Annotated in this window: 26 protein-coding genes and 3 tRNA genes; 25 read left to right on the forward strand and 4 right to left on the reverse strand. The window is 69.0% G+C overall.

All coding sequences use genetic code 11. The annotated features are described in order from the left end of the window. Positions 1–169: 169 nt before the first annotated feature. The 13 genes from rpoB (at position 170) to C6C15_RS03965 (ending at position 15,934) form a co-directional block, all read left to right on the forward strand. Positions 170–3,673 (forward strand): DNA-directed RNA polymerase subunit beta, encoded by a 3,504-nt coding sequence (gene rpoB, locus C6C15_RS03905; protein WP_101847272.1) that lies wholly within the window; start codon positions 170–172, stop codon positions 3,671–3,673. Positions 3,674–3,760: 87 nt separating this feature from the next. Next, the gene (gene rpoC, locus C6C15_RS03910) at positions 3,761–7,636 is read left to right on the forward strand and encodes a DNA-directed RNA polymerase subunit beta' (RefSeq protein WP_060922591.1); all 3,876 of its coding nucleotides are present in this window, start codon (positions 3,761–3,763) and stop codon (positions 7,634–7,636) included. Positions 7,637–7,839: 203 nt separating this feature from the next. Continuing rightward, positions 7,840–8,769 (forward strand): PfkB family carbohydrate kinase, encoded by a 930-nt coding sequence (locus tag C6C15_RS03915; protein ID WP_105949323.1) that lies wholly within the window; start codon positions 7,840–7,842, stop codon positions 8,767–8,769. An 86-nt stretch (positions 8,770–8,855) separates the two neighbouring features. Next, positions 8,856–8,940: transfer RNA gene (locus C6C15_RS03920), tRNA-Tyr, on the forward strand. Positions 8,941–9,218: 278 nt separating this feature from the next. Further along, positions 9,219–10,193 carry an Ltp family lipoprotein gene (locus C6C15_RS03925; protein WP_105949324.1) on the forward strand — a complete coding sequence of 325 codons (975 nt, stop codon included), beginning with the start codon at positions 9,219–9,221 and terminating at the stop codon, positions 10,191–10,193. Between the two features lie 189 nt (positions 10,194–10,382). Next, positions 10,383–10,874, forward strand: coding sequence for an FBP domain-containing protein (locus C6C15_RS03930; RefSeq protein ID WP_060922589.1), 492 nt, complete (start codon positions 10,383–10,385; stop codon positions 10,872–10,874). Positions 10,875–10,919: 45 nt separating this feature from the next. Continuing rightward, positions 10,920–11,720 carry an enoyl-CoA hydratase/isomerase family protein gene (locus C6C15_RS03935; protein ID WP_085603754.1) on the forward strand — a complete coding sequence of 267 codons (801 nt, stop codon included), beginning with the start codon at positions 10,920–10,922 and terminating at the stop codon, positions 11,718–11,720. Between the two features lie 116 nt (positions 11,721–11,836). Next, complete coding sequence (locus C6C15_RS03940) at positions 11,837–12,871, forward strand: hypothetical protein (RefSeq protein ID WP_105949325.1); 1,035 nt, start codon at positions 11,837–11,839, stop codon at positions 12,869–12,871. Further along, positions 12,871–13,665, forward strand: a complete 795-nt coding sequence (locus tag C6C15_RS03945; RefSeq protein WP_105950750.1) for an inositol monophosphatase family protein — start codon at positions 12,871–12,873, stop codon at positions 13,663–13,665. Before C6C15_RS03940 ends, C6C15_RS03945 begins: the two co-directional genes overlap by 1 nt. 119 nt (positions 13,666–13,784) lie before the next feature. Further along, positions 13,785–15,053 (forward strand): M23 family metallopeptidase, encoded by a 1,269-nt coding sequence (locus C6C15_RS03950; protein WP_105949326.1) that lies wholly within the window; start codon positions 13,785–13,787, stop codon positions 15,051–15,053. A 68-nt stretch (positions 15,054–15,121) separates the two neighbouring features. After that, positions 15,122–15,193 (forward strand) — tRNA-Thr (locus C6C15_RS03955). Between the two features lie 32 nt (positions 15,194–15,225). Then, positions 15,226–15,299 (forward strand) — tRNA-Met (locus C6C15_RS03960). A 155-nt stretch (positions 15,300–15,454) separates the two neighbouring features. Further along, positions 15,455–15,934: a hypothetical protein gene (locus tag C6C15_RS03965; protein ID WP_105949327.1), complete on the forward strand. Its 480-nt coding sequence runs from the start codon at positions 15,455–15,457 to the stop codon at positions 15,932–15,934. A 9-nt stretch (positions 15,935–15,943) separates the two neighbouring features. Here the strand turns inward: C6C15_RS03965 and C6C15_RS03970 are convergent, their stop codons facing one another. Continuing rightward, the gene (locus C6C15_RS03970; RefSeq protein ID WP_105949328.1) at positions 15,944–16,768 is read right to left on the reverse strand and encodes a CPBP family intramembrane glutamic endopeptidase; all 825 of its coding nucleotides are present in this window, start codon (positions 16,766–16,768) and stop codon (positions 15,944–15,946) included. Between the two features lie 159 nt (positions 16,769–16,927). Between C6C15_RS03970 and C6C15_RS17035 the strand changes: the two genes are divergently transcribed. Beyond that, on the forward strand, positions 16,928–17,089 hold the full coding sequence (locus C6C15_RS17035) for a hypothetical protein (RefSeq protein WP_157524002.1): 162 nt from the start codon (positions 16,928–16,930) through the stop codon (positions 17,087–17,089). Positions 17,090–17,095: 6 nt separating this feature from the next. On the opposite strand, the gene C6C15_RS03975 is transcribed toward C6C15_RS17035, so the two are convergent. Together C6C15_RS03975 and C6C15_RS03980 are read right to left on the reverse strand one after the other, a co-directional pair. Beyond that, positions 17,096–18,763, reverse strand: coding sequence for an MDR family MFS transporter (locus C6C15_RS03975; RefSeq protein ID WP_234024216.1), 1,668 nt, complete (start codon positions 18,761–18,763; stop codon positions 17,096–17,098). Further along, positions 18,763–19,374 carry a TetR family transcriptional regulator gene (locus C6C15_RS03980; protein ID WP_105949329.1) on the reverse strand — a complete coding sequence of 204 codons (612 nt, stop codon included), beginning with the start codon at positions 19,372–19,374 and terminating at the stop codon, positions 18,763–18,765. Before C6C15_RS03980 ends, C6C15_RS03975 begins: the two co-directional genes overlap by 1 nt. Positions 19,375–19,549: 175 nt before the next feature. Here C6C15_RS03980 and C6C15_RS03985 point away from each other — a divergent pair, with 175 nt between their 5' ends. The 9 genes from C6C15_RS03985 to C6C15_RS04025 all read left to right on the forward strand — a co-directional run bounded on the left by C6C15_RS03985 (position 19,550) and on the right by C6C15_RS04025 (position 23,628). Further along, positions 19,550–19,987, forward strand: coding sequence for an Asp23/Gls24 family envelope stress response protein (locus tag C6C15_RS03985; RefSeq protein ID WP_025104399.1), 438 nt, complete (start codon positions 19,550–19,552; stop codon positions 19,985–19,987). After that, positions 19,984–20,175: a DUF2273 domain-containing protein gene (locus C6C15_RS03990; protein WP_025104398.1), complete on the forward strand. Its 192-nt coding sequence runs from the start codon at positions 19,984–19,986 to the stop codon at positions 20,173–20,175. The genes C6C15_RS03985 and C6C15_RS03990 overlap by 4 nt, the downstream gene beginning before the upstream one ends. Continuing rightward, positions 20,172–20,513 carry a hypothetical protein gene (locus tag C6C15_RS03995; protein WP_158698517.1) on the forward strand — a complete coding sequence of 114 codons (342 nt, stop codon included), beginning with the start codon at positions 20,172–20,174 and terminating at the stop codon, positions 20,511–20,513. The genes C6C15_RS03990 and C6C15_RS03995 overlap by 4 nt, the downstream gene beginning before the upstream one ends. Further along, on the forward strand, positions 20,510–21,076 hold the full coding sequence (locus C6C15_RS04000; RefSeq protein ID WP_105949331.1) for a hypothetical protein: 567 nt from the start codon (positions 20,510–20,512) through the stop codon (positions 21,074–21,076). Before C6C15_RS03995 ends, C6C15_RS04000 begins: the two co-directional genes overlap by 4 nt. After that, entirely contained in the window at positions 21,073–21,771 is a 699-nt protein-coding gene (locus tag C6C15_RS04005; protein ID WP_105949332.1) for a hypothetical protein, read from the forward strand. Before C6C15_RS04000 ends, C6C15_RS04005 begins: the two co-directional genes overlap by 4 nt. A 14-nt stretch (positions 21,772–21,785) precedes the next feature. Beyond that, positions 21,786–21,959 carry a CsbD family protein gene (locus C6C15_RS04010; RefSeq protein ID WP_025104394.1) on the forward strand — a complete coding sequence of 58 codons (174 nt, stop codon included), beginning with the start codon at positions 21,786–21,788 and terminating at the stop codon, positions 21,957–21,959. Positions 21,960–22,076: 117 nt separating this feature from the next. After that, positions 22,077–22,643 carry an RNA polymerase sigma factor gene (locus tag C6C15_RS04015; RefSeq protein ID WP_105949333.1) on the forward strand — a complete coding sequence of 189 codons (567 nt, stop codon included), beginning with the start codon at positions 22,077–22,079 and terminating at the stop codon, positions 22,641–22,643. Then, a complete protein-coding gene (locus C6C15_RS04020) occupies positions 22,640–23,242 on the forward strand; it encodes an Asp23/Gls24 family envelope stress response protein (RefSeq protein ID WP_105950751.1) in 603 nt (200 codons plus the stop codon). Before C6C15_RS04015 ends, C6C15_RS04020 begins: the two co-directional genes overlap by 4 nt. Beyond that, positions 23,239–23,628 (forward strand): hypothetical protein, encoded by a 390-nt coding sequence (locus C6C15_RS04025; RefSeq protein WP_231919581.1) that lies wholly within the window; start codon positions 23,239–23,241, stop codon positions 23,626–23,628. The genes C6C15_RS04020 and C6C15_RS04025 overlap by 4 nt, the downstream gene beginning before the upstream one ends. 24 nt (positions 23,629–23,652) lie before the next feature. Here the strand turns inward: C6C15_RS04025 and C6C15_RS04030 are convergent, their stop codons facing one another. Continuing rightward, positions 23,653–24,498 carry an SDR family oxidoreductase gene (locus C6C15_RS04030; RefSeq protein ID WP_105949334.1) on the reverse strand — a complete coding sequence of 282 codons (846 nt, stop codon included), beginning with the start codon at positions 24,496–24,498 and terminating at the stop codon, positions 23,653–23,655. 93 nt (positions 24,499–24,591) lie between these two features. On the opposite strand from C6C15_RS04030, the gene C6C15_RS04035 reads away from it, so the two are divergent. After that, a complete protein-coding gene (locus C6C15_RS04035; protein WP_025104389.1) occupies positions 24,592–24,957 on the forward strand; it encodes a winged helix-turn-helix transcriptional regulator in 366 nt (121 codons plus the stop codon). Between the two features lie 98 nt (positions 24,958–25,055). After that, positions 25,056–26,594, forward strand: a complete 1,539-nt coding sequence (locus tag C6C15_RS04040) for an APC family permease (protein ID WP_060922145.1) — start codon at positions 25,056–25,058, stop codon at positions 26,592–26,594.

Below are 26,594 nucleotides of genomic sequence, written 5' to 3' on the forward strand. Positions count from 1 at the left end.
TTGGTCAAGGATTGCGCTTGCCATGTCGCGAGATCGCGTCTATAGTTGGTAGTTGCGCTCGCTTCTCCCTGCCCTCATATGGTGGTCGGCATCTCGTGAGCTTCTGAGCGCACTCCACCTGACGACAAAGGAATCGAGAAGCCCTGCGGGGCTCACGGAGGTTATTCCCTTGGCTGCTGCTCCCAACGCATCCACATCCACCACCACCAAGAACGGACGCGGAGCTTCCCGTCTCTCGTTCGCCAAGATCTCCGACACGCTGACGGTCCCGGACCTTCTCGCCCTGCAGACCGAGTCCTTCGGTTGGCTGGTCGGCAACGACGCCTGGAAGGCGCGCGTGGCCGAGGCCAAGGCCGCCGGTCGCACCGACGTGAACGAGAACAGCGGTCTGGGCGAGATCTTCGAGGAGATCTCCCCGATCGAGGACCTCGGCGAGACGATGCAGCTGTCGTTCACGAACCCGTACCTCGAGCCCGAGAAGTACTCCATCGAGGAGTGCAAGGAGCGTGGCAAGACCTACGCGGCCCCGCTCTACGTCGAGGCCGAGTTCATGAACCACCTCACGGGTGAGATCAAGACCCAGACGGTCTTCATGGGCGACTTCCCGCTGCAGACCGACAAGGGCACGTTCATCATCAACGGCTCCGAGCGCGTCGTCGTCTCGCAGCTCGTGCGCTCGCCGGGTGTCTACTTCGACAAGACCCCCGACAAGACGAGTGACAAGGACATCGTCTCGGCGCGCGTCATCCCGAGCCGCGGTGCCTGGCTCGAGTTCGAGATCGACAAGCGCGACCAGGTCGGCGTCCGCGTCGACCGCAAGCGCAAGCAGTCCGTGACGGTCTTCCTCAAGGCGCTGGGCATGACCAGCGAGGAGATCCTCGCGGAGTTCGCCGGCTACACCTCCATCGAGGAGACGCTCGCGAAGGACACGATCGTCACCAAGGAAGACGCGCTGCGCGACATCTACCGCAAGCTGCGTCCGGGCGAGCAGGTGGCCGCCGAGGCCGCCCGCGCGCTGCTCGACAACTTCTACTTCAACCCGAAGCGCTACGACCTCGCCAAGGTCGGCCGGTACAAGATCAACCACAAGCTGGGTCTCGACACCCCGCTGACGGAGTCGGTGCTGACGGTGCAGGACATCGTCGCCACGATCAAGTACCTCGTGCGTCTGCACGCGGGCACCGAGGAGACGTTCGAGGGCATCCGCGGCGGCAAGAAGACCGAGATCCGCCTCGCGACCGACGACATCGACAACTTCGGCAACCGTCGCATCCGCGCGGTCGGCGAGCTGATCCAGAACCAGGTCCGCACGGGTCTGTCCCGCATGGAGCGCGTCGTCCGCGAGCGCATGACCACGCAGGACATCGAGGCCATCACGCCGCAGACCCTGATCAACGTGCGCCCGGTCGTCGCCGCGATCAAGGAGTTCTTCGGAACCTCGCAGCTGTCGCAGTTCATGGACCAGAACAACCCGCTCGCGGGTCTGACCAACAAGCGCCGTCTGTCGGCTCTGGGCCCCGGTGGTCTGAGCCGCGACCGCGCCGGCGTCGAGGTCCGTGACGTCCACCCCTCGCACTACGGCCGCATGTGCCCGATCGAGACGCCGGAAGGCCCGAACATCGGTCTGATCGGTGCGCTCGCGACCTTCGCGCGCATCAACTCGTTCGGCTTCATCGAGACCCCGTACCGCAAGGTCGTCGACGGTGTCGTGACCGACCAGATCGACTACCTGACCGCCTCCGAGGAGGTCGACTTCAACATCGCGCAGGCCAACGCGCCGCTCGATGCGAAGGGTCGCTTCCGCGAGAGCCACGTGCTCGCGCGCCCCAAGGGCGGCAGCGGTGAGGTGGACCTGTTCCTCCCGGAGGAGATCGGCTACATCGACGTCTCGCCGCGCCAGATGGTCTCGGTCGCGACCTCGCTCGTGCCCTTCCTCGAGCACGACGACGCGCAGCGCGCGCTCATGGGCGCCAACATGCAGCGTCAGGCCGTGCCGCTGCTCCGCAGCGACTCGCCGCTCGTCGGAACCGGTATGGAGGGCTACACGGCCATCGACGCCGGTGACGTGATCACCGCCGAGAAGGCCGGTGTCGTCTCCGAGGTCTCCGCGGACCGCGTCGTCGTCATGCTCGACGAGGGCGGCACGCAGGAGTACCACCTGCGCAAGTTCGACCGTTCGAACCAGGGCACCTCCTACAACCAGAAGGTCGTCGTCTCGGCCGGTGAGCGCGTCGAGGTCGGAGAGGTCATCGCCGATGGCCCCGCCACCGAGAACGGCGAGCTGGCCCTCGGGAAGAACCTCCTCGTCGCGTTCATGACGTGGGAGGGCTACAACTTCGAGGACGCCATCATCCTGAGCCAGGACCTGGTGAAGGACGACACCCTCTCGTCGATCCACATCGAGGAGTACGAGGTCGACGCCCGCGACACGAAGCTCGGCAAGGAGGAGATCACCCGTGATCTCCCCAACGTCAGCCCGGAGCTCCTGAAGGACCTCGACGAGCGCGGCATCATCCGCATCGGCGCCGAGGTCCGCCCCGGCGACATCCTCGTCGGCAAGGTCACGCCGAAGGGTGAGACCGAGCTGTCGGCCGAGGAGCGTCTGCTCCGCGCGATCTTCAACGAGAAGAGCCGCGAGGTCCGCGACACGTCGCTGAAGGTGCCCCACGGTGAGCAGGGCACGATCATCGCGGTCAAGGAGTTCAACGCCGAGGACGGCGACGACGAGCTCGGCTCCGGCGTGAACCGCCGCGTCGTGGTCTACATCGCCCAGAAGCGCAAGATCACCGAGGGCGACAAGCTCGCCGGCCGCCACGGCAACAAGGGTGTCATCGCGAAGATCCTGCCCGTCGAGGACATGCCGTTCCTCGCGGACGGCACCCCGGTGGACATCGTCCTCAACCCGCTCGGCATCCCGGGTCGAATGAACTTCGGCCAGGTCCTCGAGACCCACCTCGGGTGGATCGCGAAGCAGGGCTGGAAGGTCGAGGGCACCCCGGAGTGGGCCGCCAAGCTGCCCCAGCAGGCGTTCGAGGCCGCGCCCGGCACCAAGGTCGCCACCCCGGTGTTCGACGGTGCCAGCGAGGAGGAGATCTCCGGTCTGCTCGACTCGACGCTCCCGACCCGTGACGGCCTCCGCCTGATCGACTCGAGCGGCAAGACGCAGCTGTTCGACGGCCGCTCCGGCGAGCCGTTCCCGGCGCCGATCTCCGTGGGCTACATGTACATCCTGAAGCTCCACCACCTGGTGGACGACAAGATCCACGCCCGCTCCACCGGTCCGTACTCGATGATCACCCAGCAGCCGCTCGGTGGTAAGGCGCAGTTCGGTGGACAGCGCTTCGGTGAGATGGAGGTGTGGGCCCTCGAGGCCTACGGTGCGGCGTACGCCCTCCAGGAGCTCCTCACGATCAAGTCCGACGACATCCTCGGTCGCGTCAAGGTGTACGAGGCCATCGTCAAGGGCGAGAACATCCAGGAGCCCGGCATCCCCGAGTCGTTCAAGGTGCTCATGAAGGAGATGCAGTCGCTCTGCCTGAACGTCGAGGTCCTCTCGGCCGACGGCACACTGGTCAACCTCCGCGACACCGACGACGAGGCGTTCCGCGCCGCAGAGGAACTCGGTATCAACATCTCCAGCCGCTTCGAGGCCGCCTCGATCGACGAGATCTAATCCTTCGACGGGCTCAGCCGTCCCCGCGACGGCTGAGCCGGTCGAAGCCCAGACTTCTCAAAAAGAATTTCCGACACAGGAGAACTAGTGCTCGAGTCCACAACCTTCGATGAGCTTCGCATCGGCCTGGCGACCGCAGACCACATCCGCGCGTGGTCCTACGGCGAGGTCAAGAAGCCCGAAACCATCAACTACCGCACCCTCAAGCCGGAGAAGGACGGTCTCTTCGGAGAGCAGATCTTCGGCCCGTCCCGTGACTGGGAGTGCGCCTGCGGCAAGTACAAGCGCGTCCGCTTCAAGGGCATCGTCTGCGAGCGCTGCGGCGTGGAGGTCACCAAGAGCTCCGTCCGTCGTGAGCGCATGGGTCACATCGAGCTCGCCGCTCCCGTCACCCACATCTGGTACTTCAAGGGCGTGCCCTCGCGCCTCGGCTACCTGCTGGACATGGCGCCGAAGGACCTCGAGAAGGTCATCTACTTCGCCGCGTACATGGTCATCTCGGTCGACGAGGATGCCCGTCACCGCGACCTGGGCACCCAGGAGAACAACATCCGTCTCGAGCTGAAGACGCTCGGCGACCGCCGCGACGCGAAGATCGCGGAGCGCCTGGCGAAGCTGGAGGAGGAGCTCGCGGCCCTCGAGGCCGAGGGTGCCAAGGCCGACGCCAAGAAGAAGGTCAAGGACGCCGCCGAGAAGGAGATGTCGCTCATCCGCAAGGGTGCCGACGAGGCGATCCTGAAGCTGGAGCGCGTGTGGGAGGACTTCCGCACGCTCGAGGTCGGCGCCCTGCGTCCGGAGGACGACGTCTTCCACGAGCTGCAGGACCGCTTCGGCCAGTACTTCGAGGCCTACATGGGTGCCGAGGCGATCCAGCGTCGCCTGGCCGCGTTCGACCTGGCCGCCGAGGCCGAGAGCCTGCACCTGCAGATCTCGGAGGGCAAGGGTCAGCGCAAGATCCGTGCGATCAAGCGCCTCAAGGTCGTGAACTCGTTCCTCGAGACCGGCATGAGCCCGGCCGCGATGGTGCTCGACGTCGTCCCGGTGATCCCGCCGGAGCTGCGTCCGATGGTCCAGCTCGACGGTGGCCGCTTCGCGACCTCCGACCTGAACGACCTGTACCGCCGCGTGATCAACCGCAACAACCGTCTCCGTCGCCTCATCGACCTCGGTGCCCCCGAGATCATCGTCAACAACGAGAAGCGGATGCTGCAGGAGGCCGTCGACGCGCTGTTCGACAACGGCCGCCGCGGTCGCCCCGTCACCGGTACCGGCAACCGCGCCCTGAAGTCCCTGAGCGACATGCTCAAGGGAAAGCAGGGTCGCTTCCGCCAGAACCTGCTCGGCAAGCGCGTCGACTACTCGGGCCGTTCGGTCATCGTCGTCGGCCCGCAGCTCAAGCTGCACCAGTGCGGTCTGCCCAAGCAGATGGCGCTCGAGCTGTTCAAGCCGTTCGTCATCAAGCGCCTGATCGACCTCGGTCACTCGCAGAACATCAAGGCCGCCAAGCGTGCCGTCGAGCGCACCCGTCCCGAGGTCTGGGACGTGCTCGAGGAGATCATCCGCGAGCGTCCGGTGCTGCTGAACCGTGCACCCACCCTGCACCGTCTCGGCATCCAGGCGTTCGAGCCGCAGCTCGTCGAGGGCAAGGCCATCCAGCTGCACCCGCTCGTCTGCGCGGCGTTCAACGCCGACTTCGACGGTGACCAGATGGCTGTCCACCTGCCGCTGTCGGTCGAGGCTCAGGCCGAGGCCCGCGTGCTCATGCTCGCGTCGAACAACATCCTGAAGCCGTCGGACGGCCGTCCGGTGACCCTGCCCTCGCAGGACATGATCATCGGTCTGCACCACCTGACCACGGTCAAGGCCGGTGCCAAGGGCGAGGGCCGTGCGTTCGGCTCCGTCGGCGAGGCGCAGCTCGCGTACGACGAGGGCACGCTCGACCTGCAGGCGAAGGTCCGCATCCGCATCCCGGGTCTGGCCTTCCTCGAGGGCGAGGCTCCCGAGGGCTACGAGAAGCACGGCCTGGTCGACGCTTCGCTGGGGCAGGCGATCTTCAACGACGCGCTCCCGAAGGGCTACCCGTTCGTCCGCGAGCAGGCCGACAAGGGCAAGCTGTCGCAGATCGTCAACAAGCTGGCCGAGGAGTACCCCAAGGTCGAGACGGCCGCCACGCTGGACCGCATCAAGGATGCCGGTTTCTACTGGGCGACCCGTTCGGGTGTGACCGTCGCGCTGAGCGACATCCTCACCCCGCCGAACAAGGCGGAGATCGTCGCGGGCTACGAGAAGCAGGCCGCGAAGGTCCAGTCCCAGTACGAGAAGGGCCTCACGACCGACGCCGAGCGTCGTCAGGAGCTCATCAAGATCTGGACCGAGGCGACCGACGAGGTGCAGGCCGCGATGAAGGCGCACTTCCCGGAGGACAACACCATCAACCGCATGGTGTCCTCCGGCGCCCGTGGTAACTGGCTGCAGATCCGGAACATCGCCGGTATGCGTGGTCTGGTGAACAACCCCAAGGGTGAGATCATCCCGCGTCCGATCATCTCCTCGTACCGCGAGGGTCTGTCGGTGGCGGAGTACTTCATCGCGACGCACGGTACCCGTAAGGGTCTGGCCGACACCGCTCTGCGTACCGCCGACTCGGGTTACCTGACCCGTCGTCTGGTGGACGTCTCGCAGGACGTCATCATCCGCGAAGAGGACTGCGGCACGTCGAAGGGCCTCGAGCTCCCGATCGCCGCTCCGAACTCGCAGGGTGAGCTGGTGCGCGACGCGAACGTCGAGAACTCGGTGTTCGCCCGCACGCTGGCCTCCGACGTGGTGAACGCGTCGGGCGAGGTCCTGGCCGCGGCCGGCGACGACGTGGGCGACGTGCTCATCGACAAGCTGGTCGCCGCGGGCGTCGAGACCATCAAGGTCCGCTCGGTCCTGACCTGCGACTCCGCTGTCGGCGTGTGCGCGCAGTGCTACGGCCGTTCGCTCGCGACCGGCAAGACCGTCGACATCGGCGAGGCCGTCGGCATCATCGCGGCCCAGTCGATCGGTGAGCCCGGTACCCAGCTGACGATGCGTACCTTCCACACCGGTGGTTCGGCGTCGGCGGATGACATCACGCAGGGTCTGCCCCGTGTGCAGGAGCTGTTCGAGGCGCGTACCCCCAAGGGTGCATCGCCGATCGCGGAGGCCGACGGCCGCATCACGATCGACGAGACCGAGAAGGCCAAGAAGGTCATCCTCACGCCCGACAACGGCGACGAGCCCGTCGTCTACCCGGTGCTGAAGCGTGCGACCCTCCTCGTCGAGGACGGCCAGCACGTCTCGGTCGGTCAGCCCCTGCAGGTCGGCACGCTCGACCCCAAGGAGGTCATGCGCGTCATGGGTGCCCGCGAGGTGCAGAAGTACCTCGTCGGCGGCGTCCAGGGCGTCTACCGCTCGCAGGGCGTGCCGATCCACGACAAGCACATCGAGGTCATCGTCCGCCAGATGCTCCGCAAGGTCACCGTCGTCGACCACGCCGACACGACCCTGCTGCCGGGTGAGATGGTCGACCTGAAGCGCTACCAGCAGATCAACCGCGAGGCCGTGGCCGAGGGCAAGCGCCCCGCGTCCGGTCGCCCGGAGCTGATGGGTATCACGAAGGCGTCGCTCGCGACCGAGTCGTGGCTGTCCGCTGCGTCCTTCCAGGAGACGACCCGCGTGCTCACGCAGGCCGCCATGGAGGGCAAGCGCGACCCGCTGGTCGGTCTCAAGGAGAACGTCATCATCGGAAAGCTCATCCCCGCCGGAACCGGTCTCTCGAAGTACCGCGACGTCACGGTCGAGGCCACCGAGGAAGCCAAGAGCGAGCGCTACCCGAACCGGATCTTCGCATCCGACGGCGCGTACGCGGACGGCGACTTCGGCTACGTCGACTTCGACGCGTTCTCGACGGACGACATCACCCCCGGTACCTACAACTGAGGTGTGAGTGAGTGAACGAAGGCCCCGGGGTTCTCCCCGGGGCCTTCGTCGTCCCTCGGCCCGTTCGGGTGTCCACAACTCAGGAGATCCGGGACGGCGGGCCGCCGTGGGCTGCTCGTGACGGCATGGAGGCCCAGGTCTCCTGAGTTATGCACACGGTTCGGCGCTGCTTCGGGGCGCGGGCGGCACGGTAGGGTCGGCGAGTGAGCACTGAGACTTCCCCCGGCGGCGCGGCCGTCGTCATCGGAGACGCCCTGATCGACGAGATCCGGGATGAGGCCGGAGTCCGCGAGTTCGTCGGCGGGGCCGCCCTGAACGTGGCGGTGGGGCTGCGCCGGCTCGGAATCCCTACGACGCTCATCGCGATGGTGGGGGAGGACATCGCCGGCGCGCACATCCGCGAGTATCTGGCCGATCACGGCGTGCGGCTGATCGCGAGCGCGGCGCCGCACGGATCATCGCGGGCGGTCGTGACCCGGGCGGGGAACGGCGAGCCGAGCTACGCCTTCAACCGCGCGGCCCAGGAGCGGACCGTCCGGTACTCGGACGAGGCGAGGGCTGCCATCGCCGGCGCGGACATCGTCGCGGTGAGCTGCTTCCCCTTCGACGTCCCGGCCGAGGTCGAGGCCCTCGCCGCCGCGGTGGAGGGCGCGCGGCTGGCGATCGACCCGAACCCGCGCACCGGCATGCTGTCCGACCGCGAGGAGTTCGTCCGCGGCTTCGAGCGGCTGGCGGCGCGGGCGGATCTGGTGAAGGTCGGCGCCGACGATGCCGCCGTGCTCTACGACGGCGACCTCGACGCCCTGCGCGCGCGGCTCCGGAGCCTCGGCGTCACGGCGGTGCTGGCGACGGCCGGAGCGGACGGCGCCGTGCTCGAGTCGGACGCCGGGTCGGTCTCGGCGCCCATCTCGGCGCTGCCGGGTCGCGTGGTCGACACCGTGGGCGCGGGGGACGCGACGCTGGCCGCCGTCGCCGCCGGACTGGTGGACGGGGCCCCCGAGGCGGCCGACGAGTGGACGGCCCTGCTCACGCGCGCGATGGATGTGGCCGCTGCGACCTGCCGCGCCGAGGGCGGGCTGCTGCGCACACCGGAGTCGCTGGCCGCCGCCGACCGCGGCGTGTACGGAAGCTGACGCCTCGATTTCTCGCGCCCGCATCCGACAGGTATGATTGTTCTTCGTGCCCCCGGTTGGCTGTTCAAGTCGGACGGGTGCGCTCTGGCGAGTTACCCAAGTGGCCAAAGGGATCTGACTGTAAATCAGCCGTCTTCGACTTCGGGGGTTCGAATCCCTCACTCGCCACCACTACGAAACACTCCGCGTGATGACGGCGGAGATAAGGGCCTGCGCGAATCGTCGTGCAGGCCTTTTTCGTTCTCGATGGGTGTCCCTCTAGATCGCCAGCCGCGACAATGCAAGGAAGGATGTCCCGACGACTCCAACTCGGCGTGCTGCTACCAGGCGGGGTTCGGCGACCAACGTGAGCCGATCGTTACGATGATCCGTCCACGCTTGTCGACCTTCCCGCTAGCATTCGATCAATCGGCTGACATCTGGGGCCGTAACACGGCCGAAGGGGAGTCATGACAGATCCGATGCCCGCGCCCGGATGGTATCCGGCGCCGCACGCGAACAATGAGCAGAGATATTGGGATGGCGCCCAGTGGCTCGAGCCGCAGCAGGCTACAGCCACCACGGTTCTCCCACACGCAGAGCATGGTGCGCCGACTGGCTCATCGGAACAGGCGAGCAAGTCCACCGCCCCCTGGGGCATCATCGCGCTCGTCGCGGGCATCGTCGCGTTCTTCACCGGAATTGTTCCCGTAGTCGGAGCCCTGCTCGGTGCCGGCGCGATCACTGTCGCCATCATCGCGCTGCAGAAAAAGCAGTCGAAGGGCCTCGCCATAGCCGGCATCGTGCTCGGGGCGCTCGCGGCGGTCGCCTCCATCGGCGTCGCGGCGGGAATCTCTACGATCTCGCCCGCGTCTGACGATAAGCCCGCGGCTGTGGAGACTGAAGCGCCCGTCGATGGCGCCGCGGATGAAGAGGAAGAAGACCCTGAACCCGCCGCGGAAGTCACGGTGCCGGACGTGGTCGGACTTCCGGTGTCGCAGGCCATAACAGTTCTCGAGGATGCGGGACTCGATGCGCCGCAGCTTTCTTCCTTCGAAGACCCGGAGGCCCTGGTGCTGTCCACGAGTCGTGCTGCAGGGTCTCTTGCGACCGAGAGAGCAGCGATAACCATTACGGTGCAGGAGAAGCCGAAGCTATCCCTATCGCAGCAGAATGCCGTCGACAAAGCTCAGGGCTACCTGCGTCTCGCAGGGTTCTCTCGCACGGGCCTCATCGAGCAACTGGAGTTCGAGGGTTTCAGTACGGAGGACGCCACGTTCGGCGTCGACAATGCCGGCGCCGACTGGAACGCCGAGTGCGCTGAGAAGGCGCAGTCGTACCTCGATCTGACCTCGTTCTCGCGTCAGGGCCTCTACGACCAGCTGGCGTTCGAAGGGTTCCAAGCTGCGGAGATTGAGTTCGCACTCGGTCAAGTGGGTTATTGACACGACACGGAGTGAAGTCTGAGCGACCTCGGCTCCATGCAACGCATACGAAGTCGCAGGGCAGACAAGTGAACGTTGAAGCTCGCAGCGAGAAGCCAACAGCAAGAATCCAACAGCGAGAAGCCCCCGCTCGCGGGGGCTTCTCCCGTTCCCGGCCTCACCTCCGCGCCGAGTTCCTAGACTGGAGCGATGCGACCTCTCACCGAAGCCGACGTCCGGGCCTCGTTCGTGAACGCGGACGCCGATGAGCTGCGCGTCATGGAGATGCCGCACGACTTCCTCCTCGTGGACTGGGACTACCTCGACTTCTTCGCCTGGCGTGACCCGAGTGCCGGCAAGCGCGGCTACGTCCTCATCCCGCACGAGGGGCGCGTGGTCGGCGTGGTGCTGCGGGCATCGGAACCCGGGCGTGGGCGCTCCGGCATGTGCAACATCTGCCACACGATGCAGCCGGGCAACCAGGTGGCGCTGTTCGCGGCGCGACGCACGGGAGAGGCGGGGGAGCGCGGCGACTCGGTCGGCACGTACATCTGCGCCGATCTGTCCTGCCACGAGAACGTGCGCCTGGCGCATCCGCTGGCACCCAACGAGATCCGGGCGGCGGGACAGGTCGACTTCCGGCTCGACGGCACCCGGCGGCGCATGGAGCGGTTCGTCGCTCGCGTCTGGGACGGCTCCTGAGCGCGACTAGCCTGGAGGCATCCGCCTGTGCTCGAAGGAGAAGCCATGAGTGATGCCATCCTGTTCGCCGTCGACGAGGGGATGGCGCGGCTGACGCTGAACCGTCCGACCCGCCTCAACGCCTTCAACGCCGATCTGGCGTACGCCTGGAGGGACGCGACCGTCGAGGCGACGTCGCGGGACGACGTGCAGGCCATCCTCATCGATGCGGCGGGACCGGCGTTCTGCGCGGGCGGTGACGTGATCGACATGGCGACGACCATGGGGTCGTCCGGGGCGGAGATCACCGCGCTGGCGGAAGTGATCAACACCGGGATCCGCGCGCTCACGGAGTCGAGCGTGCCGGTGGTCGCCGCGGCGCACGGGACGACGGCCGGCGGCGGACTCGGCATCCTGCTCGCCACGGACTACGCGGTGGTGGGCTCGCGGTCGCAGCTCGGGAGCCTGTACGCGAACATCGGCCTCACCCCCGACCTCTCCGTGTCTGCGCAGCTCGCGCGGGCCGTGGGTCAGCGCCGTGCCCTCCAGCTCGTGCTGCAGGACCGGCTGCTCACCGCCGCGGAGGCCCTCGACTGGGGCCTGGTGGCCGAGGTCGTGGAGGGCGAGGACGGCAGGACGGAAGCCGACCGGGTCCGTGCGCGAGCCGAGGAGATCGCGCGGTTCTGGCTCGCCGGGGCGGCGGACGCGTACGGGCAGGCCAAGCGGCTGGTGCGGTCGCAGCCGGAGCGCACGTTCGCCGAGCAGCTGAGCGAGGAGGCGCGGTCGATCGGTGCCGCCCTGGAGACCCCGGACGCGCAGGCGCGGGTCGCGGCGTTCGCGGCGGCCTCCGCGAAGAAGGCCGGCTGACCCTTCCTCCCCAGGGCGCGGGCGGTCCCTGATCTCCTTCGCACTCGAGGGAAGCCGGAACAAGCGGGCCCGCGCGTGGCAGGATGAAGGCATCGCCGCTCGACGAGAGGATCCCCATGTCCCATCCGGACACCGCCCGGCTGCAGCCGCAGGGCGACAAGAAGAACATGTCGCTGCTCATCAGGGGCTCGCTGTGGGTCGCGATCGGCGCCCTCATCGCCGCGGCTCTGGTCTGCGTCGTGTGGGTCCTGGTCGGTGATCAGAACGGCCTCATCGGTCGCGCCTTCCTCACGATCCTCCTGCTCGCCGCCTTCGCCGGGATCGCCATCCTCGAGGCGGGCCTCGCGCCGAACCGGCCGGACTGGCTCCAGCTCGCGAGCATGGTCACCTGGGTCGTCGCGCTCCTCGTCGGCCTCGTGAAGATCTGGCTCCCGGAAGACGGGTTCTACTTCGGCGCGGAGCGCTTCTTCCAACTGCTGTTCGTGATCGGGATCCTGCAGCTCGCACTGCTCCATGTGCGGCTCTTCACCCGTGCCGCGCAGCGCCATGTCACGACTTTCACGAAGGTGATCCACATCGTGACGATCGTCTTCCTCGGCGCCCTCGTCGCACTGCTGGTGTTCTTCCTCGCGTTCCCCAACACCTTCGACTACACCGAGCTGTACTGGCGCATCGTCGTCGCCCTCACGATCCTCGTCGCCGTCGGCACGACGCTCATCCCGCTGCTGAACGCCCTGTTTGCGCCGAAGAAGGCTCCTGCCGCCCGGCCCATCGCCTCCGCGCCGTCCTGGCCGACCTACGCCGATGGCATCACGCCCCTCCCGGTCCTTCCGGACGGGAGCCCGGACTGGAATGCGTTCTACACGGGCTACCCCTCGGCGGCTCCCCAGGCCCTGGGTCAGGCGCCCACCGCGGCGTTCCCCGTGGCGACGCCGCCCCTGGCGCCCACGGCTCCGGCCCTTCCCGACTTCGCGGCGCCTCCCGCTCCTGGCCCTGTGCCTCCCGCGCCCGACCTGCCGGCGCCGCCGCAGCCGGCGTCGCCCTCGGCGGCACCTGCGCAGCCGGCGCCGCCGCAGCCCGCTCCGCCCACCCAGAGTGAGCCCCCGGCCTTCCCGCCGCCGCCGCCCGCACCCTCGCACCCGGCGCCGTGATCGACGCTCTCGAGCTCAGCGCGCTGGCGACCGAGATCGCCGAGGAGGCGGGTGCGCTCGCCCGTACCCGACGTCGGGAGGGCGTCCGGCTCGCGGCGACCAAGTCGACGCTCGCCGACATTGTGACCGAGGCGGACCGCGAGGTGGAGGCGCTCATCCGCGAGCGACTGCGCGCGGCCCGGCCGGCGGACGGTTTCCTCGGTGAGGAGTCGGGTGCGGCCGCCGGCGACAGCGGCATCACGTGGGTGGTCGACCCCATCGACGGCACGGTGAACTACGCCTACGGCATCCCGGCGTACAACGTGAGCATCGCGGCCGTCAGCGGTCCTCCGGAGCCGGACGCCTGGGAGGCGCTGGCCGCCGCCGTGCACGCGCCCGCTGTAGGGGAGACCTTCTCGGCCGCTCGCGGGCACGGTGCCTGGTCGGACGGCGTCCGGCTCGCGGTGACCGCGGTGACCGACGCCGGGGCACTCCTGGCGACCGGGTTCGGCTACGACCCGGCGACGCACGACGGCGACCTCGCGACGGTCCGCCGGGTGATGCCCATCGCCCGGGATCTCCGCCGTATGGGATCGGCGGCCCTGGACCTGGCCTACGTGGCGGCGGGCCGACTGGACGGATACTTCGAGCGCGGCCTCAAACCGTGGGATCATGCGGCGGGCGCCCTGCTCGTCCAGGAAGCGGGCGGCCGGGTGAGCCGGATCGACCGGGAATCGCCGCGGCCCTTCCTGATCGCGGGTGGCGTGACCGTGCACGACCGACTCCGGGATATCCTCGATGAGGAGAAACCCTGACCGATCCATGGCTTTCACAGGAGGATCGGGGTAGTGTTTACCCGATCGTTACTTTCACCACCCGAAGGTGAGAGTTGTCATTGCGCCCCCGAGCATCACGAACGACCGAGAGATTAGCTTTGCCCTTCGAGAACCCCCAGGCTGCCGCTGCGCCCACGCGCCGGTCCAGCCGCCCTCGCACTGCGGCCTCCGAGGCCTCGGCGAGCGGGTCGACGGCACCCCTCGCTGACGCGGAGACCGTGATCGCCCTCGCTGCTGTCATCCCGCTCTCCCGTCGCGCCGCACGTCAGCGCCAGGCCGAGGTGCCCCCGGTGCCGGTCGCACCTGAGGAGCCCTTCATCGCAGCGGCTGCGCCCGTCATCGCCGATGTCCCCGCGGTGCCCGTCGTCGCCGAGATCGTCGAGAAGTCAGAGGACACGGTCCCGGTCGAGGACATTGCCCCGGCGTCCGAGCCCTTCGTCGCCGAGGCTGACGCCGAGGGTGACGCGTTCGAGCGCGCCTCCCGCGCCTTCCGCGAGACCGGCTCCATCCCGACGTCGTCGGCATCCCGCCGTTCGGCTTTCGCCGCGAACGCCGCATCGCAGGCTGCGCCGAAGATCGACACCGCCGGCCTCGCCGCCGTCGGTCCTCGCCGCACCCGCCGCATCCGCAAGACCCTCGCCGCCGGTGCCACCGTCGGCGCGATGGGGCTCGCCGGACTCCTGGCCGTGTCCATGACCCTGCCGGCGGAGGCCGTCGCGGCCGCCCAGGGCGGATCGCTCGCCTCGACGTCCCTCGTCACCGCGGCCGCCGCTGACGCGGCAGGCTCGGCGGACGACGAGATCCAGGCCTTCGTCGCGCCGTCCGGCGTGCAGAACGAGCCGCTCTCTCGTGCCGACAACTTCAGCACCGTGTCGCTCGTCGAGGTCGCCGCCGAGCAGGGCATCAACTACTCGGGCGAGATCTTCACCAACGACCCGGATGCCGCCATCCAGTGGCCGTTCCTCGTCGGTGTGGGCATGAGCTACGGCTACGGCATGCGCAGCGGCCGCCTCCACGAGGGCATCGACTTCGTCCCGGGTAACGGTGCGCCCATCCAGGCCATCGCCGACGGCACCGTCCGCATCGCGACCGAGCAGGGTGCCGCCTACGGTGTCACGGTCTACATCGACCACGTCATCGACGGCTCGGTCATCACGAGCCACTACTCGCACATGCAGTACGGCTCGCTGCAGGTCAAGGCGGGCGACAAGGTCAAGGTCGGCGACATCGTCGGCAAGACCGGTAACACCGGCCGCTCCTACGGGGCGCACCTGCACTTCGAGCTCATCGTGAACGGGACGACCATCGACCCGATGCCGTGGCTCAAGAAGAACGCCGGACGCACGTCGCTCACCTCGGAGGAGTGACCGTCTCGATTTCATGAGGACGCCACAGTGATGGTATTCTCGTGTGGTTGCCCCGCGAGGGGCAGCACGCCCCGATAGCTCAGTGGCAGAGCACTTCCATGGTAAGGAAGGGGTCGTCAGTTCAATCCTGACTCGGGGCTCGGAGTTCGCATCTGCGATGCGGATGCCGTGCGGCAGGGTAGCTCAGTTGGTGAGAGCGCACGACTCATAATCGTGAGGTCGCGGGTTCAAGCCCCGCTCCTGCTACAGAATGAAACCCCCGGAACCTTCCGGGGGTTTTGTCGTCTCCGACCTCCGTGCCGGGATACCGTCCTCACCCCGCGCGGAGCGTCCTAGAGTGTGTGACGCGTCGGCCCCACAGTCGGCACCGAGATGGCGGGCATCGAGGGACGAGGTCTGCCGTGTCTGCACCCGATCGCCGTGCGAGCACCGTGTTCCGGGACGCCCGGCGAGCCCTGGAGGACGCCGTCGCGGACGGGCGCGGTCATTGCCTCGGGCTCGAAACGCTCGCGCCGCAGGAGTCCTGGGACGTGCTGGTCGCCGAAGGCTACGGGCGCGCCCTACTGACCGGTGCCCTCGCCGGGGCGCTCGGCGGGCTGCTGCGGCACGGCGTGACCGTCGCCGACGTGCTGAGCTGTCCTGAGGTCCCTCTCGGGGTCGAGCTCGGGCCGCGATCCCTCCGGCTCGTCATGGGGTGGCTCGCGGACGGCGTGGCCGAGATGGACGACGCCGTCGTGTCGCGGACGATGGTGGCGGGCGTCGCCGACGACCTCATCGGCGCCTCCGACGCGGCCCTGTCCGCCGGCGACGCGCACCGGGTGGCTGTGCTGGTCTTCGCGATGGCGGCGGTCGGCACCCACGCCGTCTGGCGTGCGGCGTGACGCGCGCTGTCAGCGCCGAGGGGCGAAGGCGCGGGGTACGGAGGTTTCGACCCGCCCGCGGATGAAGACCATCAGCACGAGGCCCACGACGACCACGACGATGTTCCCCAGAGCCGCGAGCGCCGTCAGCCCACCCTCGGCGGGGTGCAGCGTCTGAAGGAAGATGCTCGGGTCGGTGCTGGCGTGGAGGAGGATCGGGGCCACGATGGTCCGGGTGACGCGGAGGGCGAGATACATGCAGATGCCGAACGCGAAGGTGTAGACGAGCTGGAAGAGGGTCGGGAGCAGATCCTGGCCGGTCAGGAGGTTGCCCGCGTGCAGCCCGGCGAAGATCGCCGCGGAGATCACCGCGACGACGAGCTCGCGCGCTCCCGCGTCCCGCATCATCTTCACGACGAGGCCGCGCGTGAGGACCTCCTCCGCGAAGCCGATGGCGAGGCCGGCGAGCAACCAGGTCGCCACGACATCCACCCCGACGCTGCCGTCCTCGATCGTGAGGAAGCGGAGGACGTTGAACAGCAGGACGGCGACGATCGCGATCCACATCCATCCCGCTCCCCGGATCGGCTGGCGCCCGAACACGGGGCGCCACCACCCGACCGAGGCGATGAACCCGACGAGCAGGAGACCCCCGACGAGGATCGGCAGGACGTCGTAGACGAGGACGCCGGCCGCACTCGCCGGGTCGTCCACCTGCGCGGCCAGCGGGAGGAAGGCCAGCGAGAGCAGCTGATAGAGCCCGTAGTACACGGCGGCGAGTAGGAGGGCGCGCCACCAGCCTCCGCGATCCCAGAAGCGCTGCCAGGCGGAACGGTGCGGTGCGGCGTCGGTCATGGGTGCTCCTCGGTGGGGGGAAGGGGCGGACGGCTCAAGTCTGGTGGTTCCGAGCCGGACCCGACGAAAGCGCCGGACGACACGCCGTGTCAACCCCCTCGGCCCCGGGAGGCCGCCCGCCCAGACTGGCCGTCCGGATCCCCAACGTCAGGAGGCGCCATGTCCGACACGTCGAACAGCCAGGACAACCAGGAGGAGATCGAGGCCATCGGCGTCGACCCCGACTTCGTCACCACCGACCACGACCCCGAGCCCGACGAGCTTCCGGCGACGGGCGGCGGGGAGGACGACGACGACGTCGACGTCGCCGACCTCCCCTAGCGCGGGCTACTTGCCTGTGGGCGCCGAGCCGGTCTCTCCCGGCTCGGCGTCCGCGCGTGCGGCGTCGACCCGCCCTCCGGTGCGGAGCTCCGCCTCCAGACGCTCGGCCTCCTCGCCGCTGATCGCCTCACCGCGGGCCACGAGCCCGGCCTGATCCGACAGCGGGATCTGCTTGAGGAACAGCGACAGGATGAGCGCGAGTGCGATGAAGGGCACGAGGTACCAGAACACCGGGGCGAGCGCGTCCGCGTACGCCGTGACGATGCCGTCGCGCACCTCGTCCGGGAGGCTGTTCAGCGCGGCGGGGTCGATCGTGGACGCGGCCTCGGATGCGGCCTCGGGCGACGCTCCGGCGCCGGCGAACACGCCGAGGAGGTTCTCGGTCAGCCGCGTGGTGAAGATCGTGCCGAACACCGCGGTCCCCAGCGAGGCGCCCACCTCGCGGAAGTAGTTGTTCGTGCTGGTGGCGGTGCCGATCTCGCCCGCCGGGACGGCGTTCTGCACGACGAGCACGACGACCTGCATGATGAGGCCGAGCCCGGCGCCGAAGACGAACAGGAACGCGCAGATCAGCCAGATCGGCGTCTCCGCCGACAGGGTGGTCATGGCGACCATCGCGATGCCGGTGATGATCGTGCCGAGGATCGGGTAGATCTTGTACTTCCCGGTCTTCGAGATCGCGATGCCGGAGAAGATCGAGGTCCCCATGAGGCCCACCATCATCGGGATCATCAGCAGACCCGATGCGGCGGCGGATGTGCCGGAGGACATCTGCAGGAACGTCGGGACGAAGCCGATCGCGGCGAACATGCCGATGCCGAGGACGAGGCCGATGGCGGTGGCGTTCACGAAGATCGGATTGCGGAAGAGGCTGAGCGGGATGATCGGGTCCTGCACCCGGGACTCGGTGATGACGAACGCCGTCGCCGACACCACGAGCCCGGCGCCCCAGGCCCAGGTCGCCAGGGAATCCCAGCCGAACGCCGCGTCGCCGCCGAAGTCGGTGAAGAAGATGAGGCAGGTCGTGGCGGCGGACAGGAAGAGCACGCCGAGGATGTCGATCGGCTTCTCCGCCTTCTTGCTGGGGAGCTTCAGGGCCACGAGGGCGATGAGGAACGCGGCGATGCCGACTGGGATATTGATGTAGAACGCCCACTGCCAGGTCATGTGATCGACGAAGAAGCCGCCGAGGAGCGGTCCGGCGACGGCGGAGAGGCCGAACACCGCACCGAGCGGACCCATGTACTTACCGCGCTCGTTGGCGGGCACGATGTCGGCGATGATCGCCTGCGAGAGGATCATGAGGCCGCCGCCGCCGAGACCCTGGAGGGCGCGGAACACCACGAACATCCAGAAGTCCGACGCGAACGCGCAGCCGACCGAGGCGAGCGTGAACAGCGCGATGGCGACGAGGAACAACGACCGCCGGCCCAGCACGTCGCCGAATTTGCCGTAGATGGGCATGACGATGGTGGTGGCGAGCAGGTAGGCCGTGGTGATCCAGACCTGATGGTCGACGCCGCCGAGCTGGCCGACGATGGTCGGCATCGCGGTCGACACGATGGTCTGGTCGAGGCTCGCGAGCAGCATGCCCGCGATCAGGGCGCTGAAGATGATCCAGATGCGGCGCTTCGTGAGGAGGAAGGGCGCATCCGCGGTGGCGGTGGCGGACATCAGTGGTCTTTCTGTGCAGGGGTGTAGAGGTCGCGCGCGAGGCGCAGCCGGCGGGTGATGAGGTTGGCGAACGGCTCGGTGGAGTGATGGTGCAGCAGCTGCTCCATGCACAACCGCACGAGCGCGCCGACGGAGTGGACGAGCACCTCGGCGCGCAGCTCCGCGTCCGGCTCCGTGTCGAGGCGGCGGGCGACGAGGGCGATGTCGCGGCGCTCGTGCTTCTCCTGCTGCTCGAAGGCGGCCCGCAGCAGCCGCGGCTCCTGCTCGATGACGGCGAACAGCTCCGCGGCGTGCTCGATCGGGTCGAAGAGGGCGAAGCGCTCGACGGTGAGCTGCACGAAGTCGTCCAGGAGATCGCCCTCGCGGTCGAGGAAGGCCGCTTCGAGCTCCTCCTGGCGGGAGTCGATGACGGCGAAGCCGAAGACGGCGTTCTCCTTGCTCTCGAAGTAGTTGAAGAACGTGCGCCGGGAGACCCCGGCGTCGGCGCACAGCTCCTCGACGGTGAAGCCGGCGAAGCCTCGCTCGGTGGTCAAGCGGCGCGCGGCCTCGGTGAGCGCGCGCGTGGTCCGACGCTTGCGCTGCTCCCGCGTGGATTCTGCACTGTTCTCCATAAAGTGCAACTTTGCACTCTGAACCTTGGAGTGCACTGAGAGTCGCCGCCGAGAGGCGAGACGAAATTCATTCGGAGAAGTTTGTGACATTCTGTGCTCCCCGACCGTCTTAGTGGTGTCGTGAGAACACGGCCCGCGCGGGAACCGCGTGGTCACACGGATGAAGGAGCTCGAGATGGCGAACGTGACTGGGGGCACCCAGCCCAAGGCTCAGGTCGTTCCGGCCTCGCAGGGGGCGGCGGGGAAGACCACGATCGAGGATGCGGTGGTCGCGAAGATCGCCGGCATCGCGGCGCGAGAGGTGGACGGGGTCTACGCACTCGGCGGCGGCGCCGCACGCATGATGGGCGCGATCCGCGACGCCCTCAACACGACCGACCTCGCGCAGGGGATCAGCGTCGAGGTGGGCGAGACGCAGGTGGCCGTCGACGTGACGATCGTGGCGGAGTACCCCGTGTCCCTGCAGAAGGTGGCCGACCAGGTGCGGGCCGCGATCCACCGGGCCATGGTGGAGCTGGTGGGCATGGAGGTCGCCGAGGTGAACGTGACCGTCAACGACGTGCACATCCCGTCCGAGGATGACGACGAGGCTCCGGAGGCGCGAGTCCAGTGAACGCCTCGGTGATCGGCGGAGCTGCAGCGACGGTGCTCGCGCTGACCTGGATCGTCTGGGGGTTCTGGGCGTTCCTGCTCGTCACCCTCGCGATGCTCGTCGGCGCGGTCGTCGGCCGCATCGTCGACGGTCGCCTGGACGTGCGGGCGCTCGCCGACGTGGTGCGCGGGCGGCGATCGTCCTCATGAGCGTCGCAGTGACGGACGGGCCGACGACCGTGGCGGGGGCCACGGTCGTCGAGGCCCGGGCGCTGCACCGCCTCGCGGTCGGAATCGTCCGGGACGTCGTGCGGGTCGGTGCCGGAGACGTGAGCGTGCAGCTCGCGGACCGCCGCGGCGACCTGCGCGTGTCCGTGGAGGTTCCGGTCGTGCGCGGGCCCCGCGGCGCCGACACCGTGGGCGCACGGGCGGACGCCGTCCGCGACGCCGTGGTGGGCGGTATGCGGGATCTCGCGGCGCGCCGCGTGGGAGCGGTGGACGTGCGTTTCACCGGAGTTCGACGTGAGGACGGGAGGAAAGTGGCATGACGGCGAACACGACGACGTCGCGGCGACTGCTTCGTCGAGAGGCGAGGGCGACCCGCCGGGGTCCGGCGATCGCGCTCGCGGTCGTCCTCGCGGTGCTCCTCGTCGCTCTGCTGGGCGCGGTGGTCGCCGGGACTCTCGACGCGGGGTTCCGCGCGCAGATCACCGGATGGCTCACGCCCGTCACGGCTTCCGCCGCGGCGCCTGCGGTGATGATCGCCGCCGGGACCGTGCTCGTGGTGGTGGCGCTGCTCCTCCTCGGACTCGCCGTGCTTCCCGGCCGTCGCGCCCGTCGCACGCGGCTCGCCGCGCGGGCGGCGCTCGTGATCGACGACGGGGTGCTCGCCGACGCCATCGCCGACGGCACCGCGCGCCGGATCGGCGTGCCACGCGGCCAGGTGCGCGTGTCCGTGGGACGACGCACGGTGCTGATCCGGGTCACGCCCACGAGCGGGGTCTCGGTGGATGCGGCCGCCGCGCGAGACGCGGCCCTGCGCGTGCTGGACGAGACCGGATTCCGGCTCTCGCCGCGGGTGCAGGTGGCGCGGGATGGAGTGATCGCATGACGTCGGCAGGGACCGTCGCGAACCGGATCATCCTCCTCGGAGGAGCCGCGATGCTTCTGGGCGGGGGCGTCGTCCTCCTCGCTGCGGGACTGCGGAGCGCGGGGACGCTTCCGGCCCCTGCCGAGGATGTACTCGTCCAGGCCGACGGCCTCGTGGCGTGGTCGGGGGCATGGGGTCTCGACATCCCCGGCGCGGGCTTCGTGCCGCTGTGGGCGCTCGTCGGGATCGCCGCCGCGGTGCTGCTCGTCGTCCTCTTCCTCGCGTTCCTTGTCACCCGCAGGCCGCGGCCGGAGCGCACCCTTCTCCGGCTCGTCGGCGATCGCGGCACCACCGCCGTCGACCGGAATGTGGCGGAGCAGCTGCTGGCAACCCCGCTCGCCGACCGAGCGGACGTGCTGGCCGCCCGGGTGATGAGCCGGAAGGTCGGCCGCGAGATCGCTCTCGGCCTCGTGGTGACTCCGCGCCCCGGCGCGGCCCTGGGCCACGTGCTCGCCGCCGCCGACGCCGTCGTGCAGGAGTGGGACGCCGTCACCGGGACGCGGATGCCGGTCGTCGTACACATCGCCGACCGCGGCTGGCGGGAGCTCTTCCGCTCCCGGCAGCGGATGCGCCGTTCGCTCGCGGACACACAGACGACGGCACCGCACGAGCGGAACGCCACACGGACATCGACCCCGACCGTCGGGGTCGTGTGAGGAAAGGAGGCGCCATGAGCGCGGAGGACAAGATCAAGGCCGCAGCCGAGAAGGTCGCAGGCAAGGCCAAGGAGGTCGTCGGCGAGGTCACGAACAACGACAAGCTCGTCGCCGAGGGCAAGGCCGAGCAGGCGAAGGGCGACGTCAGGAACGCGGCCGAGGATGTCAAGGACACGTTCACCAAGTGACGGAAGGGGAGGAGACGCCCGGAGGGGCGTCTCCTCCGCCCGCGCGCGTCGGGTCGCCTCGATCCGATCCGGCGCGGGCTCCGAACGCCTGGGGAACCGTGAACGAGGGGTGGGGGAATGGCAGCCGATCGCTGGGGCGAGGCGCTGGAGCACGCCGGGGACCGTATCGTCGCCGGTCGTGCGATGGACGGCGACGTCGCCGCGTTCGCGGTGCTCGTGCGCAGGTACACGCCGATAATGAGGGCCTACACACAGCGGATGCTCAACGCGTCGGCGGAGGTCGACGACATCGTGCAGGACGCGTTCGTGACGGCATGGCAGCGGTTCGGTGAGCTGGAGGACCCCGCGAAGGTCAAGAGCTGGCTCATGCGGATCGTGAGTCGCAAGGCGGTGGATCGGCTGCGCCTGACGCGGCCCGCCCTCGATGTGGACGAGCTCGATCGTCCGGCACCGCCGCAGACCAGGCCGGACGCGGTCGTCGAGGCGAGAGCGGGCGTGGCGGCCCTCGGCGCGGCTCTGCGCGAACTCCCGGAGGCCCAGCGCGAGTGCTGGGTGCTGCGGGAGCTGGGCGGCTACAGCTACGAGGAGATCGCCGAGGAGCTCGGCATCCCCGTCAGCACGGTGCGCGGACTGCTGTCCCGCGCGCGACGGTTCCTGATCACACGGATGGAGGCGTGGCGATGACCGATCACCACGAGGACGACCCGCTGCGCCGCCTCGGCCTGGAGCCCGCCGATCTGGACGGGCACACCATCGAGGAGCTCGGTGACTACCTGGACGCGGGACGAACTCCGAGGATCCCTGCGATCGAGGAGTCTCCGGGGTGCCAGCTCGCCCTCGACGCCCTGGAGAGACTGCGGGGTCTCGGCACCGCGCTGATGGACGAGGAGGCCGCGTCCGCACCGCCCGTGGACGAGAGGTGGGTGGCCCGGATCCTCAGCGGCATCGCCATGGACGCTCAGGCGGGACGCCGCATCCCCTTCGCCTCCGACGATCCGGACGTGGACCTGGCCATCACGGAAGGCGCCGTGCGCGGACTGGTCCGTGCCGCGGAGGAGGCCGTGCCCGGCGTGCTGGTCGGCCGGTGCCGGCTGGACGGCGACGTCACCGAGCCCGGAGCGCCCGTGCGCGTGGCGATCGATGTGAGCGTGCGCCTCGGCGACCCGCTCCGCCGCGTCGCCGACCGCCTGCGCGCGGAGGTGGAGGACCGGCTGCGTCGTCATACCGACCTGCGGGTCGCGGCGATCGATGTCGCGATCACCGACGTCAGGGAGGGAGCATGATGACCGGCACCGAGCTGTCGAAGGAGGAGCGCGCGGGTCTCGCGCTCCGGATCGAGGCGGCGCTGCGCGCCTGCTCCGGGGTGCGCGGCGTGTACCGATCGGGCTCCCTCGTCTCCAACCTCCTGCGTGCGGGCGCGTCGGCGTGGGGGAACGAGCGCGGAGCCGAACCGATCGTGTCCGTCGCCGCCGGAGCGGAGGGCGTGGCGGTGGAGGCGGCGATCGGCGTCGACGGGCGGGTTCGCAGTGTCGCGACACTGCGGCACGCTCGTGACGCCGTGGACGCGGTGCTGCGTGCGGAGGGCCTGCGCCGTGGCAGCATCACGCTGACCGTCGCCTACGTGCAGAGCGCCGTGGAGCCGGCGCCGGGGGAGCGCCGCCGCCCGTGACGGGGGCCGGCGGCGCTCCTCGCGTCACACCAGCGCGCGGAGGCCCTCGACGAGCGGCGTCGTCGGGCGGCCGATGAGGCGGCGGAGGGTGCCGTCGGTGTCCGCGAGGGCGCCATCGCGGATGCCGGCGTCGAGGGCGACGACGAACCCGGCGGTGCCCTCATCGAGACCGGCCGCTCGGAGCGCCGCGAGCTGCTCGTCCGCCGACAGCGGGACGAACACGACCTCGCGGCCCGTCACCTCGGTCATCGCGGCGGCGAGGTCGGCGTAGGTCCATGCGACGTCCCCGCCGAGCTCGTAGACCGCACCGAGGTGTCCGTCCTCGATGGCGACGGCGGCGGCGGCCTCGGCGTAGTCCTTCCGGCTGGCGGAGGCGACGCGGCCCTCTCCGGTGCCGGCGCTGAGGGTGCCGGTCTCCGCTGCACGAGCGAGGTCGGCGGCATAGTTCTCGGTGTACCAGTTGTTGCGGAGGATCACCGCGGGAAGGCCTGCGGCCGCGATGAGCTCCTCGGTGGCCTTGTGCTCGGGGGCCAGGACGAGGGAGCTCGTGGTGGCCTTCGGGGCGCTCGTGTAGACGAACTTCGACACCCCGGCATCCTTTGCGGCGTCGATGACCGCCCGATGGTGCGCGACGCGCTGGCCCACCTCCGAGCCCGACACGAGCACGACCGTGTCCACGCCGTAGAGCGCCGCCGCGACCGACGCCGGATCGGTGTAGTCGAGACGGACGACGGGCACGCCGAGGTCGGCCCCCTTGGCGAGGTCGCGCGCACCGGCGCGGATCGTCTGCGGGTCGACGCCGCGCGCGAGCAGGGCGGCGACGATGAGGCGGCCGAGGTGACCGGTCGAACCGGTGACGAGGATGGTCATGGGAGTCCTTTCGTAGCTGACTCCCCGGACAACCCTCGCGCCCGTGCCGCGCATTCCTTCCGGTGGGTACCCACTTTTCGGTAAGGTACCCACATGACGGTGAGTTTTGCGCAGATCCGCGATTCGCAGCCTGCTCTCTTCGACCAGGGATGCGGCACGCGCGTCATTCTCGACCACATCATGAGCAAGTGGGGTGTGCTCGTGCTCTCCTGCCTCTCCGACGGCACGCGGCGCTGGGGTGAGCTGCGTCGGGAGGTGGACGGCATCAGCGAGAAGATGCTCGCCTCGACCCTGCGGACCCTCACCGACGACGGCCTGGTGCACCGGGAGTCGCTGCCGACCGTGCCCCCGCACGTCGAGTACAGCCTCACGCCGCTCGGGCGTGACCTCATGGAGCGGATGCTTCCTCTGATGGAGTGGGTCGCGGCGCACGCCGACGGGATGCTCGGTCGCGACTGACCCACGGAATCCTTCGCGTATCTGAACGCGGCGCATGGATTCCGTTGCAGAAACAAAAGGATTGACGGGATACCGCGGCGCGCCGTACTGTTCAGGACATGGCAACGACGCCCATCCACCTCGAACGTCCCGACGGCAAGGGCCTGGCCGCAGGCACCCTCGGCCTGTGGGGCTCCACTGTCATCGGGCTCGCCTCCACGGCCCCCGTCTACTCGCTCGTCGCGACGCTCGGCTTCGTCGTGCTCGCCGTCGGCGCGCAGGCGCCGATCGCCTTCATCATCGCCTTCGTGCCGATGCTCCTGATCGCCTTCGCCTATCGCGAGCTCAACAACGCCGTCCCCGACTGCGGCACCACGTTCACCTGGGGCACCAAGGCCTTCGGGCCGTGGGTGGGCTGGATGGGCGGCTGGGGCGTCGCGGTCGCCGGTATGGTCGTGCTCGCGAACCTCGCCCAGATCGCCTCCGTGTACTTCTGGTCGCTGATCGGGCAGGACCTCGAGAACAACGACTGGCGCGTCGTCGTCGTGGCGGTGCTCTTCATCGCGGCCATGACCTGGGTGAGCTGGCGCGGGGTCGAGATCGGTGAGCGCATCCAGAACGTGCTCCTCGCGATCCAGTACCTCGCGCTGGCGATCTTCATCGTGGCCGCCCTCTGGCAGTTCTTCACGGGCGACGCCCCCGACGCCACCCCGTTCTCGTGGGAGTGGCTGAACCCGTTCGGCTTCACCGACTGGTCGGGCTTCACGGAGGCGATCCTCCTCGCGCTCTTCATCTACTGGGGATGGGACACCTGCCTCGCCCTCAACGAGGAGACGAAGGATCCGAAGCGCATCCCCGGCCGGGCCGCGGTGCTCACCTGCGTCATCCTGCTGGTGACGTACGTCGCGGTGACGATCGCCGCGATGATGTACGCCGGACTCGGCGAGGACGGCACGGGCCTCGGCAACGAGGCCAACGCCGACGACTTCTTCCTGGCCATCAAGGATGGGCTGCTCGGTCCGTTCGGCTGGGTGCTCGTGGTCGCGGTCATCATCTCGGCGATCTCGTCCACCCAGACGACCATCCTCCCGACCGCCCGCGGCACGCTCGCGATGGGCGTGTACCGGGCGCTCCCGGCGAAGTTCAAGGACGTGCACCCGGTCTACAAGACGCCGTCGTTCTCGACCATCGTCATGGGCGTGGTGGCTTCCCTCTACTACGTCGGCATGACCCTGATCAGCGACAACATCCTGCAGGACTCGATCCTCTCGCTGGGCCTCGCGATCGCGTTCTACTACGCCATCACCGGGTTCGCCTGCGTCTGGTACTTCCGCGCCGACCTGCGCCGCTCGACCCGCGACCTGTTCTTCAAGGGCATCTTCCCGCTGCTCGGAGCGCTGCTGCTGACCGGCGCGTTCGTGCAGTCGGCGATCGACATGTGGGACGTCGACTACGGCTACACCGTGCTCTTCGGCATCGGCGGCACGTTCGTGATCGGCATCGGGTCGCTCGCGATCGGCCTCGTCCTGATGTTCCTCTGGTACCTGTTCCCGCGGTCGAAGCGGTTCTTCCGGGGCGAGAGCCTGAACCGGGAGACCGAGGTGATGGTGCCGGAGGAGCCGGGCGCGATGATCCGCTCGGTCGACGGCGGCATCTGA

Source organism: Microbacterium sp. str. 'China', from assembly GCF_002993305.1.
In the GTDB taxonomy this organism is placed as follows: domain Bacteria; phylum Actinomycetota; class Actinomycetes; order Actinomycetales; family Microbacteriaceae; genus Microbacterium; species Microbacterium paraoxydans.

Bases quoted from the DNA above. Each gene is read 5' to 3' on its own strand.
- C6C15_RS03925 (WP_105949324.1), top strand. From the start codon at position 9,219: ATGACAGATCCGATGCCCGCGCCCGGATGGTATCCGGCGCCGCACGCG.
- C6C15_RS03930 (WP_060922589.1), top strand. From the start codon at position 10,383: ATGCGACCTCTCACCGAAGCCGACGTCCGGGCCTCGTTCGTGAACGCG.
- C6C15_RS03935 (WP_085603754.1), top strand. From the start codon at position 10,920: ATGAGTGATGCCATCCTGTTCGCCGTCGACGAGGGGATGGCGCGGCTG.
- C6C15_RS03940 (WP_105949325.1), top strand. From the start codon at position 11,837: ATGTCCCATCCGGACACCGCCCGGCTGCAGCCGCAGGGCGACAAGAAG.
- C6C15_RS03970 (WP_105949328.1), bottom strand. From the start codon at position 16,768: ATGACCGACGCCGCACCGCACCGTTCCGCCTGGCAGCGCTTCTGGGAT.
- C6C15_RS17035 (WP_157524002.1), top strand. From the start codon at position 16,928: ATGTCCGACACGTCGAACAGCCAGGACAACCAGGAGGAGATCGAGGCC.
- C6C15_RS03975 (WP_234024216.1), bottom strand. From the start codon at position 18,763: ATGTCCGCCACCGCCACCGCGGATGCGCCCTTCCTCCTCACGAAGCGC.
- C6C15_RS03980 (WP_105949329.1), bottom strand. From the start codon at position 19,374: ATGGAGAACAGTGCAGAATCCACGCGGGAGCAGCGCAAGCGTCGGACC.
- C6C15_RS03985 (WP_025104399.1), top strand. From the start codon at position 19,550: ATGGCGAACGTGACTGGGGGCACCCAGCCCAAGGCTCAGGTCGTTCCG.
- C6C15_RS03995 (WP_158698517.1), top strand. From the start codon at position 20,172: ATGAGCGTCGCAGTGACGGACGGGCCGACGACCGTGGCGGGGGCCACG.
- C6C15_RS04000 (WP_105949331.1), top strand. From the start codon at position 20,510: ATGACGGCGAACACGACGACGTCGCGGCGACTGCTTCGTCGAGAGGCG.
- C6C15_RS04005 (WP_105949332.1), top strand. From the start codon at position 21,073: ATGACGTCGGCAGGGACCGTCGCGAACCGGATCATCCTCCTCGGAGGA.
- C6C15_RS04010 (WP_025104394.1), top strand. From the start codon at position 21,786: ATGAGCGCGGAGGACAAGATCAAGGCCGCAGCCGAGAAGGTCGCAGGC.
- C6C15_RS04015 (WP_105949333.1), top strand. From the start codon at position 22,077: ATGGCAGCCGATCGCTGGGGCGAGGCGCTGGAGCACGCCGGGGACCGT.
- C6C15_RS04020 (WP_105950751.1), top strand. From the start codon at position 22,640: ATGACCGATCACCACGAGGACGACCCGCTGCGCCGCCTCGGCCTGGAG.
- C6C15_RS04025 (WP_231919581.1), top strand. From the start codon at position 23,239: ATGATGACCGGCACCGAGCTGTCGAAGGAGGAGCGCGCGGGTCTCGCG.
- C6C15_RS04030 (WP_105949334.1), bottom strand. From the start codon at position 24,498: ATGACCATCCTCGTCACCGGTTCGACCGGTCACCTCGGCCGCCTCATC.
- C6C15_RS04035 (WP_025104389.1), top strand. From the start codon at position 24,592: ATGACGGTGAGTTTTGCGCAGATCCGCGATTCGCAGCCTGCTCTCTTC.
- C6C15_RS04040 (WP_060922145.1), top strand. From the start codon at position 25,056: ATGGCAACGACGCCCATCCACCTCGAACGTCCCGACGGCAAGGGCCTG.